The sequence below is a fragment of the Aeromonas sp. 75A genome (assembly GCF_051919425.1).
GTDB lineage: Bacteria > Pseudomonadota > Gammaproteobacteria > Enterobacterales > Aeromonadaceae > Aeromonas > Aeromonas veronii.
Map to the genome: position 1 here is coordinate 1,252,323 of NZ_JBQBES010000002.1, position 22,678 is coordinate 1,275,000.

The window sequence follows — 22,678 nt, forward strand, 5'->3', positions numbered from 1 at the left end:
CCTCCCCTCGTAAAGCAAAACCAAACAAAAAGGGCTCCGCAGAGCCCTCTTTCCTTTCCTCTGCGGCAGCTGACGCATCATCAGCTGTCCCGCCAGCCATCAGGGCCGCAACGCCTTGTCCGCCCGCGAGATACCGCAGACGCCGGAGCGCACCACTTCGATGATCTCGTTGGTCTGGGCGGCAGTCTTGATAAAGGCATCCAGCTTCTCGCTGGTGCCCACCAACTGTACCGTGTACTGCTCGGGGGTGACGTCGACGATCTGGCCACGGAAGATATCCGCCAGCCGTTTCAGCTCGTCACGGGCTCCACCGGCGGCGCGCGCCTTGACCAGCGCAATCTCCCGCTCGATATGCTCCCCTTCGCTCAAGTCGCACACCTTGAGCACATCCACCAGCTTGTGCAGCTGCTTCTGGATCTGCTCCAGCACCCGCTCGTCACCCATGGTGACTATGGTCATGCGCGACAGGGTGGGATCCTCGGTCGGCGCCACCGTCAGGGTCTCGATGTTGTAGCCGCGCTGGGAAAAGAGGCCCACCACGCGGCTCAGGGCGCCGGATTCGTTCTCCAGCAGAACGGAAATTATATGTCTCATCAGGTTCTCTCCGTCTTGCTCAGCCACATCTCGTCCATGGCACCAAACTTGATCTGCATCGGATAGACGTGCTCATCCGGGTCGACCGAGATATCCATGAACACCAGCCGATCCTTCATGGCGAAGGCCTTCTCCATGGCGCTCTCCAGCTCCACCGGATCGCTCACCGCGATACCGACGTGGCCGTAGGCTTCCGCCAGTTTGACGAAGTCCGGCAGGGACTCCATGTAGGAGTGGCTGTGACGGCCGCCGTAGAACATCTTCTGCCACTGCTTGACCATGCCCAGTGCACGGTTGTTGATGGAGATGATCTTGATGGGCACCCCGTACTGCATGCAGGTAGAGAGCTCCTGAATGTTCATCTGCACCGAGCCATCCCCGGTGACGCAGCAGACCACCGCATCCGGGTTGGCAAACTGGGCCCCCATGGCAGCCGGAATACCGAAGCCCATGGTGCCGAGGCCCCCTGAGTTGATCCACTGGCGCGGTTTGGCAAACGGGTAGTAGAGGGCAGCAAACATCTGGTGCTGGCCGACGTCGGAGGCAACGAACGCCTGACCCTGAGTCACCTTGTAGAGGGTCTCGATAACCTGTTGCGGCTTGATCTGGGTGGCCGACTTTTCGTAGGCCAGACAGTGACGGGAGCGCCACTGGTTGATCTGGCTCCACCAGTCCGCCAGCGCCTCCTTGTCGTTATCGAAGCCACACTCGCGGATCACTTCCAGCATCTGCTCCAGCACGGTTTCCACCGAGCCGACGATAGGCACATGGGCCTGCACCGTCTTGGAGATGGAGGTGGGGTCGATATCGATATGAACCACGGTCGCATTTGGGCAGAACTTGGCCACGTTGTTGGTGACGCGGTCATCGAAGCGGGCTCCCACGGCGAAGATGAGATCCGCGTTGTGCATGGTCTTGTTGGCTTCGAAGGTGCCGTGCATCCCCAGCATGCCGATAAATTGCGGATGGACACCGGAGAAAGCCCCCAGCCCCATCAGGGTGGTGGTCACCGGCAGATTCAGCAGCTCCGCCAGCTTGGTCACCAGATGGTCCGCATTGGCGTTGATGGCACCACCGCCCACGTACATCACCGGGCGCTGGGCTTCTACCAGCAGCTTAGCAGCCCGCTTGATCTGCCCTTTATGGCCAGACTTGGTCGGGTTGTAGGAGCGCAGGGAGACCGTCTCGGGATACTGGTAGGGGAATTTTTCTTTCGGGTTCTGCACATCTTTGGGCAGATCCACCACCACCGGCCCCGGGCGGCCGCTGGCGGCAATGTAGTAGGCCTTCTTGATGGCCTCGGGAATATCGCTCGCCTTCTTGCACAGGAAGCTGTGCTTCACCACCGGGCGGGAGATACCGATCATGTCGGTCTCCTGGAACGCATCCTCACCGATCATGCTGGTCGGCACCTGGCCGGAGAGGATCACCAGCGGAATGGAATCCATATAGGCGGTGGCAATACCGGTAATGCAGTTGGTCGCTCCCGGGCCTGACGTTACCAGCACAGTCCCCACCTTGCCGGTGGAACGGGCGTAACCGTCAGCCATGTGAACCGCGGCTTGCTCGTGCCGCACCAAGACATGCTCCATCTTGCCGTTTTCGAAGAGAGCGTCATAGATGTCGAGCACTGAGCCACCAGGGTAGCCGAAGACGTGCTCAACTCCCTGATCTTCCAGCGCTCTAACCACCATCTGGGCGCCTGATAACATCTCCATGATAAAGCCCTCCAGGCTTTGCTCCGTTTAGCGAATCCCGCCGACGATGCCGTGCTTCCCGGCACAGCCCGATCCATTTCTTGTTGTTATCTGAATGCAGATCGGTCCAATTCAGCCCCGTCGACAGTAGAAAAAAAGGATTTTTCCATCATTCACCCGAAAATAGGGTGAAAAACCAACTTAACCCGCTTCATAACGCTTGTCCACGGCTTTATCTGACCAGAACAGTCATACATTTCAACCGGCTATTAACATTCAATGACTTGCCGTAGCGACCATGAGACAAAAGGGAAGGAAGTCGGGGAATGGCCAGCGGATCATTCCGCAGAGGGGAAAAACAGCCACAAAAAAGCCCACCGCTCAGCGATGGGCTTGATGCCGAATGATGACTCAGTTCTCCTGATCCGGCTCCGCCAACCAGATCTGCTGATCCGGATCGGTCTCTTCACTGACCGAAATGCTGACACCCATATCGAGCAACTCGTGCAGGGTGAGATTGTCAGCCAGGTTCATGACTTCGCCGTTTTCATTGGTAAAGCGCATTTGCTCCGTCCTCTCCTTGGTGGGATCGCCTTTCAGTCTAGTCAACAACGCTCACTTGCGATAACCAGCAACTGGATAAACAGTCGCCCCCATCCAGCTCGCTCAGGCGATCACTCACCTCCTCCGGAAACAGGGTGCGAGCCCAGAGCCGCCGCGACAGAGAGGCCACGCTCTCGTCAGCGCCCGCCGCTAGCCAGCGGGCCAGCTCCCCCGCTACATCGGGGTAGCAGACCGCCCCCGGCGAGGCGCTGTCGAGCCAGGTGCGCACCAGATTGGCATCGAGCACATCCATCAGGGTCGCCAGTCCCATCATCTCGAGGGTCTTGCCGTTGGTCAGCTGCTCGAACTGGCCGCCGAGGGGTTTGACCAGCAGCTTCTTGCCGAGAGTGAGCGCCTCGGAAGCCAGCTCGAAACCCGCGTTGGAGATGACGCCGCGACAACCGGCCAGTACGGCGATAAACCCGTGCCGCGATGGTGGTTCGAAGCGCAGGTTGCGCCATTTGCTCGGGGTGCGAATGGCGGGATGAAAACAGACGAAGCGCTGCTGACCACAGCGCGACAACAGGGCGGCGATCGCCTCGGTCTGCTCGAATGGCAGATAGACCAGGATCTCGCCGTTATCCGGTGCGGCGGCGATGGGGTCGATCACCGGCGGCAACAAGGGGTGACCAAAGTGAAACCAGTGCAGCCCGAGTGGCTGATCCACAGGAGCAAAGTGGCGCATCAGCTGGCGGCTGACCCCATCCTCCCCCCAGCGCGGGATGGGCCAGTTGAAGCTGGCCTGATGGCTGACGGTGAGGCTCGGCTTGCCATAGCGGCGGGCTGCGTGGGCAGTCAGCGGCTCAAAATCGCTCACCACCAGATCGTATTCGCTGCAGTCGAGAGACCGCAGATCCCGCCAGAAGGTGAGCGGCGAGGCGGCTTGCAGGGTACGCCACGGAGAAACTCGCCCCTCGTGACTGACAAAAGTGAGGCCGGGAAAGGCGCGGTAGGCGCCAAACTCCTCCATGTCGAAGTAGCGGTCGGCAGGGCGACCGCTGAAGAGATAATCCACCTCGACCCCTGCCGTGCGTAGCGCCCGCGCCAGGGTGCGACTGCGACTGATATGACCGTTGCCAGTGCCTTGCACCCCAAACAGTATCCTCATGAGTGGCTCCAGCCGAGCGCCAGCACGGCGCAACCGCCCCCCAGCAGGGCACCGGCCACCAGATCGCTCAGATAGTGTACCCCGAGCAGTAGCCGGGATGCTCCCACCAGCGCCGCCCAGCCAAACAGCAGGGGCGCCCAGAGCGGAAAGCCGGTGGCCAGTATGGTGGCCATCAGAAAAGCGGCGGCGGTGTGGCCGGAGGGGAGGCTGTAGCGATCGGAAGGAGTGATAAAGACTGGCAAGCCGACCGGCCGTTGCCGTTTCAGGCTGTTTTTTAGCAGCAGATAGAGGGGCAGTTCGATGGCGAAGGCAAGCAGCGCCAGTCGCACCAATTCCCGCTCTGCTTCCCCCTGCCACCAGAGCAGGGCGGCCAGCACGGCGTAAAGCGGGCCATCACCGGTACGGGAAATGAGACGACTCACCCTCGCCTGCTGCCGGTTGTAGCCGTGAAGCAGGCAGACACGGCACACCTGCAGGTCCCATTGCTGGATCTTGTTCATATCCCCTCCTTCCCTGAATTCTGCTTGCAGAGTAAGAAAGCGGGATGACGTTACGTTGAACAAGGGATAACAGATTTATGAAAAAAGGGCCGAATGGCCCTTTTTAATCTCGATGTTTCGGCAAAATCAGTGGCTGCCGCGCAGACCGGTCTCCATCAGACGGCAGTTGTGGTCAGCCAGACGGGCCATGAAGTGCTCATCCACTTTCAGGCCAAACACCTGCTCGTAGAGATCTTTCATCACGAATGGCTGCCACATCATGCTGAGGAAGGAGATCTTCAGCATGTCGGGATCCAGGTTGTCACCCAGCTCGCCGTTGGACTTCATGGTTTCCAGCAGGGCATCGAACTGCGGCAGCTGACGTTCCAGCAGGCGGTTCAGCACAAAATCCCGGCCCGGGCTCTTCTCGGTTGACAATGCGCTGGAGATGGCCGAGGTCAGCTCGCTGTTGGGCGCCATCACCTGATAGTAGGTGTTGAGAAGCTCGTTGAGGCTGTGATTGCTGTGTTCATCTTGCCAGGCATGGTCGAGGGGCTCGGCGACATCGCCCAGCACCGCTTTGTAAAGACCCTCTTTACTGCCGAAGTAGTAGTGGATCATTGCCAGATTGGAGCCAGCAAGCTCCGCGATTTCGCGTGTAGTCACCTTGCTATAGGGAGTATTGAGAAAACGCTCACGGGCGGCAGCAAGCAACTTGTCACGAATGTCAGAACGTCCGACCGGACGACCAGGTCTACGTTTTTCCATTTAACACCTCAGATAATTCAGCCAATGCTGATAAGTCGATCTGGTTGTGCAGAGAATAGAGCACAGCAGGAATGACCAGATAATCGGTCATGGGCCGAATATGGGACAAGGAAATTTGCAATCCTTTACAATCCGATTAAATACGTCAGCAGATTGCCCCTGACCTTCCGTGTTGACACAGCATAAAAATCTCGATATTGGTAAAAGCGTTATCGACTGGAAGGAATAACAACGTCATGCGTATCGCCACCCCGCTACTACTAATCTCCCTAATCGCGTTAACTCGCGCGGGATCCTTGTAGCCGGGCTAAGGCATAGCCGGAATTTACAAAAACCCGTGCACCCTGCACGGGTTTTTTTATGCCGCCGCAGGATGCACGTTACCGAACTTAGGAAGAGGGAAGTCACATGTCAGATCGGGTCATCATATTCGACACCACCTTGCGTGATGGTGAGCAGGCCCTGGCGGCCAGTTTGACAGTCAAGGAGAAGCTGCAGATCGCCCAGGCACTGGAACGGCTCGGTGTCGACGTCATGGAGGTGGGCTTCCCGGTCTCTTCTCCCGGCGATTTTCAATCGGTGCAGACCATCGCCCGCCACATCAAAAACAGCCGGGTCTGCGCCCTCGCCCGCGCCCTGCCCAAGGATATCGATGCCGCCGGTGAAGCCTTGCGGGTCGCCGAGGCGTTTCGCATCCACACCTTTATCTCCACCTCCTCCATCCACGTGGAGAGCAAGCTGAAAAAGAGCTTCGAGGATGTGCTGGAGATGGGGGTCGGCGCCATCAAGCACGCCCTGCGCTACACCGATGATGTGGAGTTCTCCTGCGAGGATGCAGGCCGCACGCCGATCGATAATCTCTGCCGCATGGTGGAGGCCGCCATCAAGGCTGGCGCCCGCACCATCAATATCCCTGATACCGTGGGCTACACGGTGCCGACCGAATTCTCCGGCATCATCCACACCCTGTTCAACCGGGTACCCAACATCGACAAGGCGATCATCTCGGTCCACTGCCACGATGATCTGGGGCTCTCGGTGGCCAACTCCATCGGCGCGGTGCAGATGGGTGCCCGCCAGATCGAATGCACCATCAACGGCATCGGCGAGCGGGCGGGCAACTGCTCGCTGGAAGAGGTGGCGATGATCCTCAAAACCCGCGCCGACCTGCTCGGGGTGCAAACCAATATCCGCCACAACGAAATTCATCGCACCAGCACGCTGGTCAGCCAGCTGTGCAACATGCCGGTGCAGCCCAACAAGGCGATCGTCGGGGCCAACGCTTTCTCCCACAGCTCCGGCATCCATCAGGATGGGGTGCTCAAGGCGAAAAATACCTACGAAATCATCACTCCCGAGAGCATCGGCCTGACCCAGAACAACCTCAACATGACCTCCCGCTCCGGCCGCCACGTCATCAAGCACCGGATGGAGTCCATGGGCTACGCCGAGAGCAGCTACGACCTCGACCACCTCTACGGCAAGTTCCTGACCCTGGCCGACAAGAAGGGGCAGGTATTCGACTACGACCTCGAAGCGCTGGCCTTCTTCAGCCAGATCCACGAGGAGCCGGAGCACTTCAAACTGGAGTACCTCGGGGTGCAGAGCGGCAGCTCGGTACTGGCCACCGCCTCGGTCAAATTGAAGGTGGGTCAGGATCTGATCTGCGAAGCAGCCACCGGCAATGGCCCGGTGGATGCGGTCTACCAGTGCATCAACCGCATCACCGGCTATGAGATCCGCATCGATAAATATGCTCTCAAGAGCAAGGGCGAAGGGGAAGATGCCCTCGGTCAGGTCGATATCGTCGCCGAGTACAAAGGACGCAAATTTCACGGCATGGGGCTGGCCACCGACATCATCGAATCCTCAGCCCACGCCCTGCTCCATGTGATCAACAGCATCTGGCGCGCCGATCAGGTGGCCGAGCAGATGGAACGCAATCACAGCATCAAATCAGAAACCGTCTGAGCCGAACTCGATACCAAACAGACGGAATGGAATGACAGCATCAAATCGGAAACCGTCTGAGCAGGACTCGCAGCCACACAGACGGCATGGAATGACAACATCAGGACGGGGAACGTCTGAACCGGCAACCGCGCGCAGCGTCGGGGAAACCGGACAGAGGGATCTCAAAGACAATATCAGGATGGAGAGTGTATGAGCAGTTATCGGATCGCAGTATTGCCGGGTGACGGCATTGGCCCTGAAGTGATGGCCGAGGCCATCAAGGTGCTGGAGAAGGTGCAGGCCAGGTTCGGCCTCGCCTTCGAGTATGATCGCCATGACGTGGGCGGTATCGCCATCGACAACCACGGCACCCCGCTGCAGCAAAGCACCATCAAAGGCTGTGAAGCGGCCGATGCTGTGCTGTTTGGCTCGGTGGGCGGCCCGAAATGGGAACATCTGCCACCCAACGATCAGCCTGAACGTGGCGCCCTGCTGCCCCTGCGCGCCCACTTCAAGCTGTTCTGCAACCTGCGTCCGGCCCGTATCTATACCGGTCTGGAACAGTTCTCACCCCTGCGCGCCGACATCTCCGATCGCGGTTTTGACATCGCCTGCGTGCGCGAGCTGACCGGCGGCATCTACTTCGGCCAGCCCAAGGGGCGCGAGGGAGAGGGGGCGAACGAGAAGGCGTTCGACACCGAGGTGTACCATCGCTTCGAGATTGAGCGCATCGCCAAGATTGCCTTTGAGTCGGCTCGCGTGCGCCGTGGCAAGGTCACCTCCATCGACAAGGCCAACGTACTCGCCTCTTCCATTCTGTGGCGCGAGGTGGTGACGCAAGTCGCCAAGTCCTATCCGGACGTAACCCTCAACCATATGTACATCGATAACGCCACCATGCAGCTCATCAAGGATCCGTCCCAGTTCGATGTGCTGCTCTGCTCCAACCTGTTCGGTGACATCCTCTCCGACGAGTGCGCCATGATCACCGGCTCCATGGGACTGCTCCCCTCCGCCAGCCTCAACGAATCGGGTTTCGGCCTGTTCGAACCGGCCGGTGGTTCGGCCCCGGATATCGCCGGCAAAGGGATTGCCAACCCCATCGCCCAGATCCTCTCCGCCGCCCTGATGCTGCGCTACAGCCTGGGCCAGGAAGCTGCCGCACAGGCCATCGAGCAGGCCGTGGCCCAGACCTTGGCCGAGGGTTACTTCACCACCGACCTGCATCAGGCCAGCGCCCGCCATCCGGTGCAGAGCACGTCCGAGATGGGTAGCCAGATCGCCGCCCGGATCTGAGCCGCATAACAGATAACAAGGAAGAGAGAAGCAATGGCCAAGACCCTCTATCAGAAAGTATTCGACGCCCACGTGGTACGGGAAGTGGAAGGGGAGACCCCCCTCATCTACATCGACCGCCATCTGGTGCATGAAGTGACCAGCCCGCAGGCATTCGACGGCCTGCGCGCCATGAATCGCCAGCTGCGCCGCCCGGATCTGACCTGGGCCACCATGGATCACAACGTCTCCACCACTACCAAGGACATCGCCGCCTCCGGCGAGATGGCTCGCATCCAGATGGAGACGCTGGCCGACAACTGCAAAGAGTTCGGGGTTCGCCTCTACGATCTCAACCACAAATATCAGGGGATCGTCCATGTGATGGGCCCCGAGCTCGGCATCACCCTGCCCGGCACCACCATCGTCTGCGGCGACTCCCACACCGCCACTCACGGCGCCTTCGGCTCGCTGGCGTTTGGCATCGGCACTTCCGAAGTGGAACATGTGATGGCGACCCAGACCCTGAAACAGGGCCGCGCCAGGACCATGCGCATTTCGGTCAACGGCAAGCTGGCCGAGGGCATCAGTGCCAAGGACGTGGTACTGGCCATTATCGGCAAGGTCGGCCACGCCGGTGGTACCGGCTACGTGGTGGAGTTCGCTGGCGATGCCATTGCGAGCCTCTCCATGGAAGGGCGGATGACGGTCTGCAACATGGCCATCGAGCTGGGCGCCAAAGCGGGGATGATTGCCCCCGACCAGACCACCATCGACTACATCCGTGGCAAGGAGTTTGCTCCCAAGGGCGAGGTACTGGAGCAGGCCATCGCCTACTGGCAGAGCCTCAAGAGCGACGATGGTGCCCACTTCGATGCCGAAGTGGTGCTGGACGCCGCCGACATCGCCCCGCAGGTCACCTGGGGCACCAATCCAGGTCAGGTGATTGCCGTCAATGAACCGATTCCGGCACCGGAATCCTTCAACGACCTGATGGAACAACAGTCCGCCCGCAAGGCGCTCGCCTACATGGACTTGCAACCGGGCCAGAAGCTCTCCGACGTCGCCATCGACAAAGTATTTATCGGGTCGTGCACCAACAGCCGCATCGAGGATCTGCGCGCCGCCGCCGCCATCGCCCGCGGTCGCAAGGTGGCCGCTGGCGTGCAGGCGCTGGTGGTGCCGGGTTCCGAGCAGGTGAAGGCCCAGGCCGAAGCCGAGGGTCTGGACAAGATCTTCATCGAGGCCGGTTTTGAGTGGCGCCTGCCCGGCTGCTCCATGTGTCTGGCCATGAACAACGACCGGCTGCAACCGGGGGAGCGCTGCGCCTCCACCAGCAACCGCAACTTCGAAGGGCGTCAGGGCCGCGCCGGCCGCACCCATCTGGTCAGCCCGGCCATGGCCGCCGCCGCCGCCGTCACCGGCCGCTTCGCCGACATTCGTGCACTGTAAGAGGAACCAATGATGACAGGATTCAAACAGCATAAAGGGATCGTCGTCCCCCTCGACAGCGCCAACGTCGACACCGACGCCATCATTCCCAAGCAGTTTTTGCAGAAGGTCAACCGCATCGGTTTTGGCAAGCACCTGTTCCACGACTGGCGCTTCCTCGACGATACCGGCCTGCAACCCAACCCCGAGTTTGTACTGAACCAGCCGCAATTTGCCGGTGCCAGCATCCTGTTGGCCCGCGAGAACTTCGGCTGCGGCTCGAGCCGCGAGCACGCCCCTTGGGCGCTGGCCGACTACGGCTTCAAGACCATCATTGCGCCGAGCTTTGCCGACATCTTCTACGGCAACGCCATCAACAACGGCATGGTGCCGGTGCGCCTGAAGGAGGAGGAGGTCGACGCCCTGTTCCAGCTGGTCGCCGCCCAGCCGGGCATCGAGATCGAAGTAGATCTGGAAGCCAATCAGGTGCGGGCAGGTAGCCTCACGTTCGGCTTCGAGATCGACGAATTCCGCCGCTACTGTCTGCTCAACGGCTTGGATGCCATCGGCCTGACCCTGCAGCACGAGGCCGCCATCAGCGCCTTTGAGGCGAAGCAGCCGAGCTGGATTTAACGCGCCAGTTGCAAAAAAACGAGTAGAATCAACAGGGAGCTTCGGCTCCCTGTTTTACTGTCCGCTACGCTTCCCACTTTGGGCCACCGGAACTGGCCCGTGCCACAGGAAAGGATGATGAAGAGACCGACGGCAATTCCTCTGCTCTGTGCCCTGCTGCTTGCCCTGCCTGCGGGTGCCAGCCAAACCAGCTTCAACAACAGCCTCGGCCAGATCAGCGTCGGCTGGCAGGATAGCGAAGGTAAACCCCAACAGCTCACCTACCGGCTCGAACAGGGCAAGTTGCCGCCTCTCATCGCCTATCGCCCGGCGAGAATGCAGGAGGAGGTGTTGCAGGTGTTGCTGCGGGAGGTGCGCCAGAACTACCCCGAGGTGCAGTTCACCCTCGCCCGTCCCTCGCTGGAGCTGCATCTGAAAAGCCGCAATCAGGACAAGGCGCGCGAGGCGATGGCCTTTCTGCAGTCCAAGCGGAGCAAAGAGGAGCAGGCGTGGCTGACCAAACACTACTTCCAGTACTTCAACACCCCCGACGGGCAGCTGGCGGTGAAGCAGGATCATGTGCGCATCGCGCTGGAGAGCCGCAGTGGGCTGGCTCCACTGGCGGATCAACTCAAACAGCAGGGCAGTACCGAAACAGAAGCGCGCCAGAAAACCGTGGCCCATATGCTCACCTTTATCCAGAGCATCCCCTATCAGCAGCTCGACAGCCTGAACGGCAGGCAGGGCAAGGGATTTCTATCCCCCCGTCAGGTGCTGGAGCAGAACCGGGGTGATTGCGACAGCAAGGTAACCCTGATGGCCGCCATGCTGGCCCAGCTCTTTCCAGAGCTGAAACAGGCCATGGTGTTCGTCCCCGGCCATGCCCTGCTGGCCGTTGACCTGCCCGCCAAGCCGGGGGATGTGACCCTCAACTGGCAGGGGCAGAACTACCTGCTGCTCGAACCTACCGGCCCCGCCACCTTGCCTGCTGGCCAAATAGCATCGACCAGCAAAACGCTGGTCGATAGCAAGCAGTTGAGTGTGCAGCCGGTTCAGGGGAAAGGCTAATCCCCTCCCTCTGCCGATGGGGAGAGAGGGTTAACCCTGAGGCAGAAACTCTACCGCCAGCAGCAACCCGCTCTCCTCCTCCAGCACCCGGATAATACGGGCATGGGCTTCAAAGGGAGGCAACAGGTTGTTATTGGTAGCAAGACTGATCCGGATGGGCTGATTGATGTCGAGCTGGTGTTCAGAGACAGCAATCCCCATGCCGTTGGCACTGAGATCCCGGCAGATCCCCTCCAGCACCAGCTGCTGCTGATAGACGGTGACCGGAGCATTGATGACCATGCGCGCAAAGGCACGCCTTTCCTTGGTATTGGTAAGCACGCGAACATCCTCTGTTGGGTGGGCGTCATCTCATGGGTATTGCACAATTGTGCTGGTCTACCCAAAAGAACGTTAATACAATGCGGTTCGTTTCTCAAACGGGGTGCGGTTTACCGCTGAGATTATACCCGTGTACCTGATCCAGATAATGCTGGCGGAGGAATTTGAGGCATGGCGCTCATTTTTTGCGCCCTCACCCGCTGGCACCTCGTTATTAACAAGTAATAGGGAGTGCCACCCATGAAGACCCTGCTGCTGGTCACCACCGGCCTGCTGTCGGCCAATGTGTTCGCCGCCGACACCCTCACCGTCTACACCTACAGCTCTTTCACTGCCGAGTGGGGTCCGGGACCCAAGATCAAACAGGCCTTCGAGAAAGAGTGCGACTGCACCCTCAATCTGGTTCCCCTCGAAGATGGGGTCGCCATCCTCAACCGGCTGCGGCTGGAGGGCAACCACAGCAAGGCCGATCTGGTGCTGGGGCTTGACGATGCCCTCATCAGCGAAGCCAAGCAGAGCGGTCTGTTCGCCCCCCATCCCGCCAAGCTGGATGGCATCAAGGTGCCGGGTGGCTGGCAGGATGACACCTTCGTCCCCTACGACTACGGCTACTTCGCCTTCGTCTATGACAAAGACAAACTCAAGCAGCCGCCCAAGAGCCTGGAAGATCTGGTGGAGCGTCCCGACCTCAAAGTGATCTATCAGGATCCCCGCACCTCCACCCCGGGGCAGGGGCTGATGCTGTGGATGAAGTCTGTCTACGGCGACAAGGCGCCTGCCGCCTGGGCCGAGCTTGCCAAAAAGACGGTCACCGTCACCAAGGGGTGGTCAGAGGCTTATGGCATGTTCCTTGATGGCGAAGCGGACATGGTGCTCTCCTACACCACCTCTCCGGCCTATCACCTGATTGCCGAGAACAAGCCCCAGTATCAGGCTGCGGCGTTTGAAGAGGGGCACTACCGTCAGGTAGAAGTGGCTGCCAAGCTGAAGAGTGCCAAACAGGAGAAGCTGGCTGACCAGTTCCTGCAATTTATGGTGAACCCCGCCTTCCAGAACGAGATCCCGACCGGCAACTGGATGTATCCCGTTATCGACACGCCGCTGCCCAAGGGCTTCGAGCAGATGATCACCGTAACCAAGCCGCTCGCCTTCAGCAGCGATGAGGTGGCCGCCAATCGCAAAGGGTGGATCCGCGAGTGGCTGCAAGCCGTCACCCAGTGAGCCGTTATCTGAAACCACAGGCTCGTCCCCTCTGGTGGTTGCCGGGCAGTGCCGCCACCCTGTTGATCCTGCTGTTATCCCTCGGGCCGCTTGCGGCCCTATTGTGGCAGGCCGGTTCACTGGCCCCCCGCACCCTGCTCGCAGATCCTTATCTGCGTCATGTGCTGGGCTTCAGTCTGGGGCAGGCACTGCTCTCCACTCTGCTGAGCCTGGGGCTGGCCATTCCGGTGGCCCGCGCGCTGGCACGGCGCCGCTTCGTTGGCCGCACCCTGCTGATCAAGCTGTTTGGTCTCTCGCTGGTGCTGCCAGTCATCATCGCCATCTTCGGCATAGTAGCGGTACACGGCAAACAGGGGTGGCTGCCGCAGCTGCTGCGCACCCTGGGGCTGGATCCCGGCAATTATCTCTACGGCCTGTTCGGTATCCTGCTGGCCCACGTCTTCTTCAATATGCCGCTGGCGGCACGCCTGATGCTGCAGAGCATAGAGAGCATCCCCGAATCGAGCTGGCGCCTCGCCAGCCAGCTCGGCATGCGCTCATCCCATATCTTCCGGCTGCTGGAGTGGCCGCTTATTCGCGGCATCTTGCCGGGGCTGGCTAGTCTCATCTTTATGCTCTGCTTCACCAGCTTCACCACAGTGCTGGCGCTGGGAGGCGGGCCGAAATCGACCACCCTGGAGGTGGCCGTCTATCAGGCGCTACGCTTTGACTTCGATCTCGCCACCGCGGGCGGATTGGCGCTGGTGCAGCTCATCCTGACCGCCGCCCTGCTCGCCCTGCAGCACAAGCTGCAGAGTACCCCGGCCAGCAGGGTGACTCCCCGTCGCCCCTGTCTGCGGCCGGACCGTCATCAGCCGGGCACGGCCGTGGTGGATCTGCTCTCGCTCTGTATCGGGCTCGCCATCTTTCTGCCGCCACTGCTGGCCATCGTGGTGGCAGGCCTCCACCCCGGTCTGCTGACAGCACTCACCTCCAGCAAGCTATGGCAGGCGAGCGGCCAGTCGCTGCTGATTGCGCTGGCGGCAGGCACCCTGGCGACCCTGCTCGGCAGCGGCCTGCTGCTCACCAGTCGCCACCTCAAGGTGCGCACCCGCCAGCGGCGGGCTGCCGCCGTGTGGGAGGCCAGCGGCTCGATGATCCTGATGATCCCGGCGGTAGTACTCTCCACCGGTCTCTTCATCCTGTTTATGCCCTTTGCCGACGTGTTCGCCCTCGGCCCCTGGCTGGTAGTACTGGTCAACGCCCTGATGGCGCTGCCCTATGTGCTGCGCACCCTCTCCGCCCCCATGCAACTGGTGGTGCGCCAATACGATCGGCTGGCGGACAGTCTGGGGGTACGCGGCCTGCATCGCCTGCGGCTGGTGGAGTGGCCGCTGCTGCGCCGCCCGCTGGCACTGGCGATGGCGCTGTCGATGCTCCTCTCGCTGGGGGATCTCGGCGCCATCGCCATGTTTGGCAGTCAGGAGCTCACCACCCTGCCCTGGCTGCTCTACCAGCAGCTTGGCAGCTATCGATTGACCGAGGCAGCCGCCACCGCTCTGCTGCTGCTGACGCTCTGTTTCTCCCTGTTCTGGCTGGTGGAACGGGGGCTTGGAGGAAAACATGCTGAACATTGATACGCTGGTGACCAGCTACCCCGACTGGCGCGTCAGCTTCAGCGCGACCCTGCCCAAGGGAGAGGTCACCGCACTGATCGGCCCAAGCGGCGCAGGTAAATCGACCCTGCTCGGGATGATCGCCGGCTTCGTGCCGGTGGAGTCAGGCTGCCTCAGCTTCGATGGCGAAGATCTGTTGCCGCTGGGCCCGGCCGAGCGACCAGTCACCACCCTGTTTCAGGATCACAACCTGTTCCTGCACCTGTCGGTGTTCGACAATATCGCCATCGGCTTGCACCCGGGTCTGCGCCTGAGTGCCGCCCAGCGGGCACAGGTGATCGATGCAGCCGCGCGGGTTGGCCTCGGCGAGATGCTAAGCCGCCTGCCGGAGCAGCTCTCCGGCGGCCAGCAGCAGCGGGTCGGGCTGGCCCGTGCGCTGGTGCGGGGCAAACCGCTGCTGCTGCTGGATGAACCCTTCTCTGCCCTCGATCCCGCCCTGCGCCGGGAGATGCTGGCGGAAGTGGCGAGGCTAGCCTGCGAACAGGGCATTACCGTACTGATGGTCTCCCACAATCCGGAAGATGCCCAGCTGATTGCCGATCAGGTGCTGTTTGTCGACGAGGGCCGCATCGCCCTGCAAGGCAAGCCGGATATTCTGCAAAATAGCGACCACCCGGGGCTGCTGCGCTACCTTGGACAGTGACCCAAGGACACTGAACTGGTGACGGGATCAAAAAAGGGAAGCCAAGTGGCTTCCCTTTTTCATATGAAGATAGTCAGCTAAATCAGAGATTTTCCTCGGCGAACGAAGCCAGTCGGCTGCGCACCACGCCATTGAGGAAGATGTTGGCACTGCCGTCGAAATCCTTGAAACGCTCGACGATGTAGGTGAGCCCCGAAGTCACCGGGCTCAGGTAGTTGGAGTCGATCTGGGCCAGGTTACCGGAGCAGACGATCTTGGTGCCCTCGCCGCAACGGGTAATGATGGTCTTGATCTGGGATGCGGTCAGGTTCTGACACTCATCCAGCAGCACGAAGGTATTCTGGATGCTGCGCCCGCGCATAAAGTTGACCGATTTGAACTGGATGTTGGCCTTCTCCATGATGTAGCTGAGCGAGCCACTCATGTTCTCGTCCTGCTTGTGCAGCACCTCCAGGGTGTCAGTCACCGCCGCCAGCCAGGGCATCATCTTCTCCTCTTCGGTGCCGGGCAGGAAGCCGATGCTTTCGGCAATTTCCGGGGTATTCCGGGTGACGATCACCTTCTCGTAAATGCCCTTCTCAATCACCAACTCCAGCGCAGCAGCCATTGCCAGCAAGGTTTTACCGCAACCGGCCGGGCCAGTCAGGATCACCAGATCGATGTGCGGATCGAGCAGTGCATCCAACGCCATCCCCTGATAGACGTTCTTGGGATGTACACCCCACGCCTTGCGGGACATCAGTCGCTCGCGGCCCAGATCCTTGATGCGGATCTTGCTGCCATCGTGGCTGAGCACCCGGGCTGCGAAGAAATTCTCCTCATCCACCAGATACTGGTTTACGTGAACTCCCTCCAGCAGGTTGGCATCGATCACATGGATGGTGTCGCGGCCGTGGGTCTCGCTCTCGCACTCGCCGACGCGCTCCCAGAAGCTGCCGGACACAACCTGAAAGCCCTTGGCCAGCAGGCGGATATCGTCGATCAGCTGGTCGCTGCGGTAATCTTCAACGTGAGCAAGCCCGGCCCCTTTAGCCTTGAGGCGCATGTTGATGTCTTTGGTGACCAGCACCACCTGACGCTTCAACTCGTGCTTTTGCAGATAGAGGGCCGCGTTGATGATGCGGTTGTCGGCCTCCTTGTCGGTAAAGACCTCGGCATCCTGCGGCAGATGGTGATCGCTGAAGATGCAGATATTGCCGCTCGCTTCGCCAGCCAGCGGAACGCCTTGGGTGATCTGATCCGGGGTTGCATCGCGGAACACATCTTCCAGCGCACGAATGGCCACCCGCGCGTCGCGGCTGACATCCTTGTTGCGATCCTTGATGTTATCGAGCTCTTCCAGCACCGTCATGGGGATGAGCACGTCGTGCTCTTTGAAGGAGTAGATAGCGAGGGGTTCGTGAAGCAGAACGTTGGTATCCAGGATAAACAGCTTTCGGTCCGTATTGTCCATAAGCATCCTCCTTGGCACTGAAGGGCCACGTGTGTGAATCTCAGATGTCATTGAAACCACACGGCCGTGACAGTTTTATTACCTTCAACGCTACGCCCGATTTTACTATCGCGCAACAAATCACTTGGCCGCCTGATTTGATTGCGCATAAAAACAGCAATGCAAAGACCGGCACTGCGGCCGGTCTTTTCTCTATCGTTCAACTACTTGGGCATGTCTGTCAGCCGCACTTGGAGTCGCCACAGTTGAGGCAGGTCATGCAGCCATCCTTCAGCACCAGTGCCTTGGTATGGCACTTGTAGCAGAGCGCGGCATTGGCCGGAAAACCACTGCTCGCCTGCTGCTCTTCAGCCTCCTGAGCGGCTTTCAACTCGGCCTGCTTCTCGGCCAGAAATGCCTGCTGATGCTCGTCCAACCCCGGCGCCTTGAGCATGCCTATCTCGGTGAGATGGCTCTCGATCACGTTGCCAATTTCGGCGATCAGCGATGGTACATACTTGCCCTTGTTCCAGTAGCCGCCCTTGGGATCGAATACGGAACGCAGCTCCTCGACCAGGAAGGTGACATCCCCACCCTTGCGGAATACCGCCGAGATGATGCGGGTTAGCGCCACGATCCACTGATAGTGCTCCAGGCTCTTGGAGTTGATGAAAATCTCGAACGGACGGCGAGTTTCGTGCACTGTGCCCTCGTTGAGAATGATGTCGTTGATGGTGATGAACAGTGAATGCTCGGAGACATGCTCAGGCGTCTTCAGTTTGTAGGTGGTGCCCATCAGCCGCTCCGGGCGCAGCACGGTTTCGTGCATGTGCACCACGTCATCCTGCGCAGAGAGATCTTCTTGCGGCTCATCCTTGGTACGCACCTTGTAGGCGACGATTTTCTTGTCGATCTTCTTGACCATAATGTCGTTCTCAGAATTTACCGTAATAGCCTTCTTTCAAGGCGTCGTAGAGGTTGGCGGCCGTATGCAGCTCGCCATCATATTCGATCTCTTCGTTCCCCTTGACGGAGATGACGGAGCCATCCTCCAGGGTGAAATCGTACAGGGTGTTCTCCAGATCCTTCTCCTTCACCAGCACGCCCTGGAAAGCCTCCGGATTGAAGCGGAAGGTGGTGCAGCCCTTGAGGCCAGAGTCCGAGGCATACATGTAGATGTCCTTGAACTGCTCGAACGGGAAATCGGTTGGCACATTGGCAGTCTTGGAGATGGAGGAGTCAATCCAGCGCTGGGCCGCCGCCTGAATGTCCACATGCTGGGCCGGGCTGATGTCATCGGCAGTAATGAAATAGTCCGGCAGACGGCTCGCCTCATCATCGGCATAGGGCATGGCGGCCGGATTCACCAGCTCGCGGTAGGCCAGCAGCTCGAAGGAGTAGACATCGACGCTCTCCTTGCTCTTTTTGCCCGGCTTGATGACGTTGCGGCTGTAGTGGTGGGCAAAGCTCGGCTCGATGCCGTTGCTGGCGTTGTTGGCCAGTGACAGCGAGATGGTGCCGGTGGGCGCAATACTGCTGTGGTGAGTGAAACGCCCACCCACTTCGGCCAGCTCGGCGACCAGCGCAGGATCCACTTCGGCAACCTGCTGCATATAGCGGCTGTAGCGCGCATGCAGCACCTTGCCCTTCACCTTGTCGCCTACCTTGATGCCATCAGCCGCCATTTCCGGGCGCAGACGCAGCATCTTGCCGGTTACTTCGAACTCCTGCTCCATTATTGGGGCAGAGCCCTTCTCCTTGGCTAGACGCAGGGACTCCTGCCAGCCGGTCATCGCCAGCTCCTGGGATACCTGCTCGGTAAAGGCCACGGATGCAGCGGAGCCGTACTTGATCTGCAGCATGGTGAGGGTCGAACCAAGCCCCAGGAAGCCCATGCCGTGACGGCGCTTGGCAGTGATCTCCTCGCGCTGTTTGGCCAGCGGCAGTTGGTTGATCTCTACCACGTTGTCGAGCATGCGGGTAAAGATGGCTACCACCTTGCGAAACGCCTGCCAATCGAACGCAGCGCTTTCAGTAAAAGGGTCGCGCACAAACTTGGTCAGATTGACCGAGCCCAGCAGGCAGGCGCCATAAGGCGGCAAAGGCTGCTCGCCACAGGGGTTGGTCGCGCGGATCTCTTCACAGAACCAGTTGTTGTTCATCTGGTTGACCTTGTCGATCAGGATGAAGCCGGGCTCTGCATAGTCATAGGTGGAGGTCATGATGACATTCCACAGCTTGCGGGCGGGCATGGTCTTGTAGACCTTGCAGGCGACCTGCCCCAACTCGTTGAATACAACCCCTTCCTTGTTGGGCCAGTCGGCCCATAGCACCTGAGCGGGATCGTTCAGCCCAATGCCATCCTGCTCCACCTCTTTAGCGGTATAGGGGAAGATCAGCGACCAGGGGGCATCCTCTTTCACCGCCTTGACGAAATCTTCGGTGATGAGCAGAGAGAGGTTGAACTGACGCAGGCGGCCATCTTCACGCTTGGCCTGTATAAACTCGATCACATCGGGATGGCGGATATCCATGGTGCCCATCTGGGCGCCGCGACGGCCACCGGCTGACGAGACGGTGAAACACATCTTGTCATAGATATCCATAAAGGAGAGCGGGCCGGAAGTGTAGGCTCCGGCACCGGAGACAAAGGCACCGCGCGGGCGCAGGGTCGAGAAGTCATAGCCGATACCGCACCCAGCTTTCAGGGTCAGACCGGCCTCGTGCACCTTGCCGAGGATATCGTCCATCGAATCTTCGATGGTGCCGGAAACAGTACAGTTGATGGTTGAAGTGGCAGGCTTGTGCTCAAACGCCCCCGCATTAGAGGTGATGCGGCCCGCCGGAATGGCCCCATTGCGCAGCGCCCACAGGAACGGCTCATACCAGGCTTCCGGCTCCAGCTCCTGCTCTGCCAACGCACGGGCTACCCGCTGGTAGGTCTCGTCGATAGAGCTGTCGATGGGAGTGCCATCCTTGCTCTTGAGGCGATACTTGCTGTCCCAGATCTCGAGGGACGTTTCCTGCATGGGGATAAGGCGGGAGCCAAGCTCACTCTCCAGCACCGGGTTCGATTTAGCCATTTTCAATCAACCTTATGTGAATGCATCAACATCATGACAACAGCAGAAAACACCACTAATGGTGCCATCTAAAATTAATGGCACAACATATAGTACACCTGATGCCATGAGGGCGCCGATTCTAACCTAAAAAAATGCCCCGGCCAGCAGATTTCTGGGCCAGGGCACTTAACTGATTAATTTGCAGAGGGATTTAACACTCAGAGATAGATCAGGGCTTCTTGACGTAAACTGACGGCGTTTCACCCGCCATATTCAGATAGAACTCATAGACGCCATCAGCATCCGGTGAGAACTTCATGTCCTCATACTTGGAGCAGGGGTTAACCGGCACCGCCTCACCACCCAACACGGCAACACCATCACTCGGGCTCTTGTAGCCAAAGTTGGTACCGCAGCTCCAGCCTGAATCAGCAAACTTGAACTTGTAGGGGGCCCACTCTTTCTTGAGGGTGCCTTTGGCCATATAGAGCTTGTCGGCCACCTTGACTACCTTGCTTTCATCAGTGGCCATCCAGTCGTTCATCTCCCCGCGCAGGTAGATGGACTTGCCACCGAAGTCGCTGTTGTCTGCCCCCGCCTGCTCTGCACCACCATTGGATGCGCAACCGCCTAATACCAGGGTTCCCGCCACCAGCATCATCGTTACTGTTCTTTTGAACATGGGTCTATTCCTTAAATTATTGTGATTCCTTGGTCCATCCATGTGGACTGAAGAATTAAACCAGAGCAGGCATCACAAGAAAGGTAGAGGCATCACATTCTGTGCTTTTTATATCCAACACATTGAACTAGTGAGGAAATATCGAACAGAAAAGAGGCCTTTTTGGGGCTTTAGAAGGGTAATCAATGAATGACAAGAAGGGGAAAGTCTAATAATCCGGCGACGTGCTGAATTGCAGGCAATAAAAAACCCCGCTCGATGAGCGGGGTTCTTAAATTGGGTGCCTGGCAGTGTCCTACTCTCGCATGGCGAATGCCACACTACCATCGGCGCTACCGCGTTTCACTTCTGAGTTCGGCATGGGATCAGGTGGTTCCACGGCGCTATGGCCGCCAGGCAAAATCTTCAATCTTGGAAAGCTGACGTGAGTAGTGATGTTGCGCTTGGCTTGTCACTATCACTGAATTTGAGTAGTTCGCTCATTCGCTACAAGGCCCAGAACACTTCTTGGGTGTTGTATGGTTAAGCCTCACGGGTAATTAGTATGGGTTAGCTCAACACGTCGCCGCGCTTACACACCCCACCTATCAACGTTGTGGTCTCCAACGGCCCTTTAGGACCCTCAAGGGGTCAGGGATGACTCATCTCAGGGCTCGCTTCCCGCTTAGATGCTTTCAGCGGTTATCGATTCCGAACTTAGCTACCGGGCAGTGCCACTGGCGTGACAACCCGAACACCAGAGGTTCGTTCACTCCGGTCCTCTCGTACTAGGAGCAACTCCCTTCAATCATCCAACGCCCACGGCAGATAGGGACCGAACTGTCTCACGACGTTCTGAACCCAGCTCGCGTACCACTTTAAATGGCGAACAGCCATACCCTTGGGACCGACTTCAGCCCCAGGATGTGATGAGCCGACATCGAGGTGCCAAACACCGCCGTCGATATGAACTCTTGGGCGGTATCAGCCTGTTATCCCCGGAGTACCTTTTATCCGTTGAGCGATGGCCCTTCCATTCAGAACCACCGGATCACTATGACCTACTTTCGTACCTGCTCGACCTGTCCGTCTCGCAGTTAAGCTGGCTTATGCCATTGCACTAACCTCCTGATGTCCGACCAGGATTAGCCAACCTTCGTGCTCCTCCGTTACTCTTTGGGAGGAGACCGCCCCAGTCAAACTACCCACCAGGCACTGTCCGCGAGCCCGATTCAGGGCCCTGCGTTAGAACATCAAACATACAAGGGTGGTATTTCAAGGACGGCTCCAGCGCAACTGGCGTCACGCCTTCAAAGCCTCCCACCTATCCTACACATGTAGGTTCAATGTTCAGTGCCAAGCTGTAGTAAAGGTTCACGGGGTCTTTCCGTCTAGCCGCGGGTACACCGCATCTTCACGGCGAATTCGATTTCACTGAGTCTCGGGTGGAGACAGCATGGCCATGGTTACACCATTCGTGCAGGTCGGAACTTACCCGACAAGGAATTTCGCTACCTTAGGACCGTTATAGTTACGGCCGCCGTTTACCGGGGCTTCGATCAAGAGCTTCGCTTGCGCTAACCCCATCAATTAACCTTCCGGCACCGGGCAGGTGTCACACCCTATACGTCCACTTTCGTGTTTGCAGAGTGCTGTGTTTTTGATAAACAGTCCCAGCCATCTGGTCACTGCGACTCCCAACTGCTCCATCCGCAAGGGACTTCACTGTCAAGAGCGAACCTTCTCCCGAAGTTACGGTTCTATTTTGCCTAGTTCCTTCACCCGAGTTCTCTCAAGCGCCTTGGTATTCTCTACCCGACCACCTGTGTCGGTTTGGGGTACGATGACTTGTAATCTGAAGCTTAGAGGCTTTTCCTGGAAGCAGGGCATCAATGGCTTCCGCACCGTAGTGCGTTCGTCTCGTGTCTCAGTGTTGTGTCTCCGGATTTGCCTAGAAACACCACCTACGCACTTTCACCAGGACAACCGTCGCCTGGCCCACCTAGCCTTCTCCGTCCCCCCATCGCAATTACAAGTCGTGCAGGAATATTAACCTGCTTCCCATCGACTACGCCTTTCGGCCTCGCCTTAG

General features: G+C 59.1%; 19 protein-coding genes, 2 rRNA genes and 1 riboswitch (1 of these 22 running past the window's edge). Of the genes, 8 read left to right on the plus strand and 13 right to left on the minus strand.

Translation table 11 applies throughout. The annotated features are described in order from the left end of the window. Positions 1–99 precede the first annotated feature (99 nt). The 6 genes from ilvN to ACTG2T_RS05665 all read right to left on the minus strand — a co-directional run bounded on the left by ilvN (position 100) and on the right by ACTG2T_RS05665 (position 5,249). A complete protein-coding gene (gene ilvN, locus ACTG2T_RS05640) occupies positions 100–594 on the minus strand; it encodes an acetolactate synthase small subunit (RefSeq protein ID WP_005311605.1) in 495 nt (164 codons plus the stop codon). Beyond that, positions 594–2,312, minus strand: a complete 1,719-nt coding sequence (locus ACTG2T_RS05645) for an acetolactate synthase 3 large subunit (RefSeq protein WP_330125521.1) — start codon at positions 2,310–2,312, stop codon at positions 594–596. The genes ilvN and ACTG2T_RS05645 overlap by 1 nt, the downstream gene beginning before the upstream one ends. Before the next feature lie 390 nt (positions 2,313–2,702). Continuing rightward, positions 2,703–2,855 (minus strand): hypothetical protein, encoded by a 153-nt coding sequence (locus ACTG2T_RS05650; protein ID WP_005339147.1) that lies wholly within the window; start codon positions 2,853–2,855, stop codon positions 2,703–2,705. Between the two features lie 37 nt (positions 2,856–2,892). After that, positions 2,893–4,002, minus strand: a complete 1,110-nt coding sequence (locus ACTG2T_RS05655) for an MJ1255/VC2487 family glycosyltransferase (RefSeq protein ID WP_330125522.1) — start codon at positions 4,000–4,002, stop codon at positions 2,893–2,895. Then, positions 3,999–4,502: a phosphatase PAP2 family protein gene (locus ACTG2T_RS05660; RefSeq protein WP_005339149.1), complete on the minus strand. Its 504-nt coding sequence runs from the start codon at positions 4,500–4,502 to the stop codon at positions 3,999–4,001. The genes ACTG2T_RS05655 and ACTG2T_RS05660 overlap by 4 nt, the downstream gene beginning before the upstream one ends. A 126-nt stretch (positions 4,503–4,628) precedes the next feature. Further along, positions 4,629–5,249, minus strand: a complete 621-nt coding sequence (locus tag ACTG2T_RS05665; protein ID WP_005349170.1) for a TetR/AcrR family transcriptional regulator — start codon at positions 5,247–5,249, stop codon at positions 4,629–4,631. Between the two features lie 408 nt (positions 5,250–5,657). Between ACTG2T_RS05665 and leuA the strand changes: the two genes are divergently transcribed. From leuA to ACTG2T_RS05690, 5 genes are all read left to right on the plus strand, one after another. Beyond that, positions 5,658–7,220, plus strand: a complete 1,563-nt coding sequence (leuA, locus tag ACTG2T_RS05670; RefSeq protein WP_330125523.1) for a 2-isopropylmalate synthase — start codon at positions 5,658–5,660, stop codon at positions 7,218–7,220. A 192-nt stretch (positions 7,221–7,412) separates the two neighbouring features. Then, entirely contained in the window at positions 7,413–8,498 is a 1,086-nt protein-coding gene (gene leuB / locus ACTG2T_RS05675) for a 3-isopropylmalate dehydrogenase (RefSeq protein ID WP_330125524.1), read from the plus strand. 33 nt (positions 8,499–8,531) lie between these two features. Further along, positions 8,532–9,929, plus strand: a complete 1,398-nt coding sequence (gene leuC / locus ACTG2T_RS05680; RefSeq protein ID WP_330125525.1) for a 3-isopropylmalate dehydratase large subunit — start codon at positions 8,532–8,534, stop codon at positions 9,927–9,929. Positions 9,930–9,941: 12 nt separating this feature from the next. Beyond that, positions 9,942–10,541 carry a 3-isopropylmalate dehydratase small subunit gene (gene leuD, locus ACTG2T_RS05685; protein ID WP_330125531.1) on the plus strand — a complete coding sequence of 200 codons (600 nt, stop codon included), beginning with the start codon at positions 9,942–9,944 and terminating at the stop codon, positions 10,539–10,541. Between the two features lie 117 nt (positions 10,542–10,658). After that, positions 10,659–11,588, plus strand: a complete 930-nt coding sequence (locus ACTG2T_RS05690; RefSeq protein ID WP_330125532.1) for a transglutaminase domain-containing protein — start codon at positions 10,659–10,661, stop codon at positions 11,586–11,588. 30 nt (positions 11,589–11,618) lie between these two features. On the opposite strand, the gene ACTG2T_RS05695 is transcribed toward ACTG2T_RS05690, so the two are convergent. Further along, on the minus strand, positions 11,619–11,909 hold the full coding sequence (locus tag ACTG2T_RS05695; protein WP_005339160.1) for a PilZ domain-containing protein: 291 nt from the start codon (positions 11,907–11,909) through the stop codon (positions 11,619–11,621). An 89-nt stretch (positions 11,910–11,998) separates the two neighbouring features. Beyond that, positions 11,999–12,089, plus strand: a riboswitch (TPP riboswitch). A gap of 60 nt (positions 12,090–12,149) precedes the next feature. Between ACTG2T_RS05695 and thiB the strand changes: the two genes are divergently transcribed. From thiB to thiQ, 3 genes are read left to right on the plus strand one after another with little or no spacing between them, the layout of a single operon-like run. After that, entirely contained in the window at positions 12,150–13,130 is a 981-nt protein-coding gene (gene thiB / locus ACTG2T_RS05700; RefSeq protein ID WP_330125526.1) for a thiamine ABC transporter substrate binding subunit, read from the plus strand. Continuing rightward, on the plus strand, positions 13,127–14,746 hold the full coding sequence (gene thiP / locus ACTG2T_RS05705) for a thiamine/thiamine pyrophosphate ABC transporter permease (protein ID WP_330125533.1): 1,620 nt from the start codon (positions 13,127–13,129) through the stop codon (positions 14,744–14,746). The genes thiB and thiP overlap by 4 nt, the downstream gene beginning before the upstream one ends. Next, a complete protein-coding gene (thiQ, locus tag ACTG2T_RS05710; RefSeq protein WP_139710428.1) occupies positions 14,733–15,428 on the plus strand; it encodes a thiamine ABC transporter ATP-binding protein in 696 nt (231 codons plus the stop codon). Before thiP ends, thiQ begins: the two co-directional genes overlap by 14 nt. Positions 15,429–15,510: 82 nt before the next feature. On the opposite strand, the gene ACTG2T_RS05715 is transcribed toward thiQ, so the two are convergent. The 6 genes from ACTG2T_RS05715 to ACTG2T_RS05740 all read right to left on the minus strand — a co-directional run. Continuing rightward, a complete protein-coding gene (locus ACTG2T_RS05715; RefSeq protein ID WP_139747920.1) occupies positions 15,511–16,881 on the minus strand; it encodes a PhoH family protein in 1,371 nt (456 codons plus the stop codon). Positions 16,882–17,101: 220 nt separating this feature from the next. Further along, on the minus strand, positions 17,102–17,785 hold the full coding sequence (locus ACTG2T_RS05720) for a TSCPD domain-containing protein (protein ID WP_021231985.1): 684 nt from the start codon (positions 17,783–17,785) through the stop codon (positions 17,102–17,104). Positions 17,786–17,795: 10 nt separating this feature from the next. Further along, on the minus strand, positions 17,796–19,943 hold the full coding sequence (locus ACTG2T_RS05725; protein WP_330125527.1) for an adenosylcobalamin-dependent ribonucleoside-diphosphate reductase: 2,148 nt from the start codon (positions 19,941–19,943) through the stop codon (positions 17,796–17,798). A gap of 211 nt (positions 19,944–20,154) precedes the next feature. Next, positions 20,155–20,607 (minus strand): pullulanase, encoded by a 453-nt coding sequence (locus ACTG2T_RS05730; protein ID WP_127007809.1) that lies wholly within the window; start codon positions 20,605–20,607, stop codon positions 20,155–20,157. Positions 20,608–20,889: 282 nt separating this feature from the next. Next, positions 20,890–21,004, minus strand: a 5S ribosomal RNA gene (rrf, locus tag ACTG2T_RS05735). Positions 21,005–21,125: 121 nt separating this feature from the next. Beyond that, positions 21,126–22,678 (minus strand): 23S ribosomal RNA (locus ACTG2T_RS05740) (it continues 1,337 nt past the right edge of the window).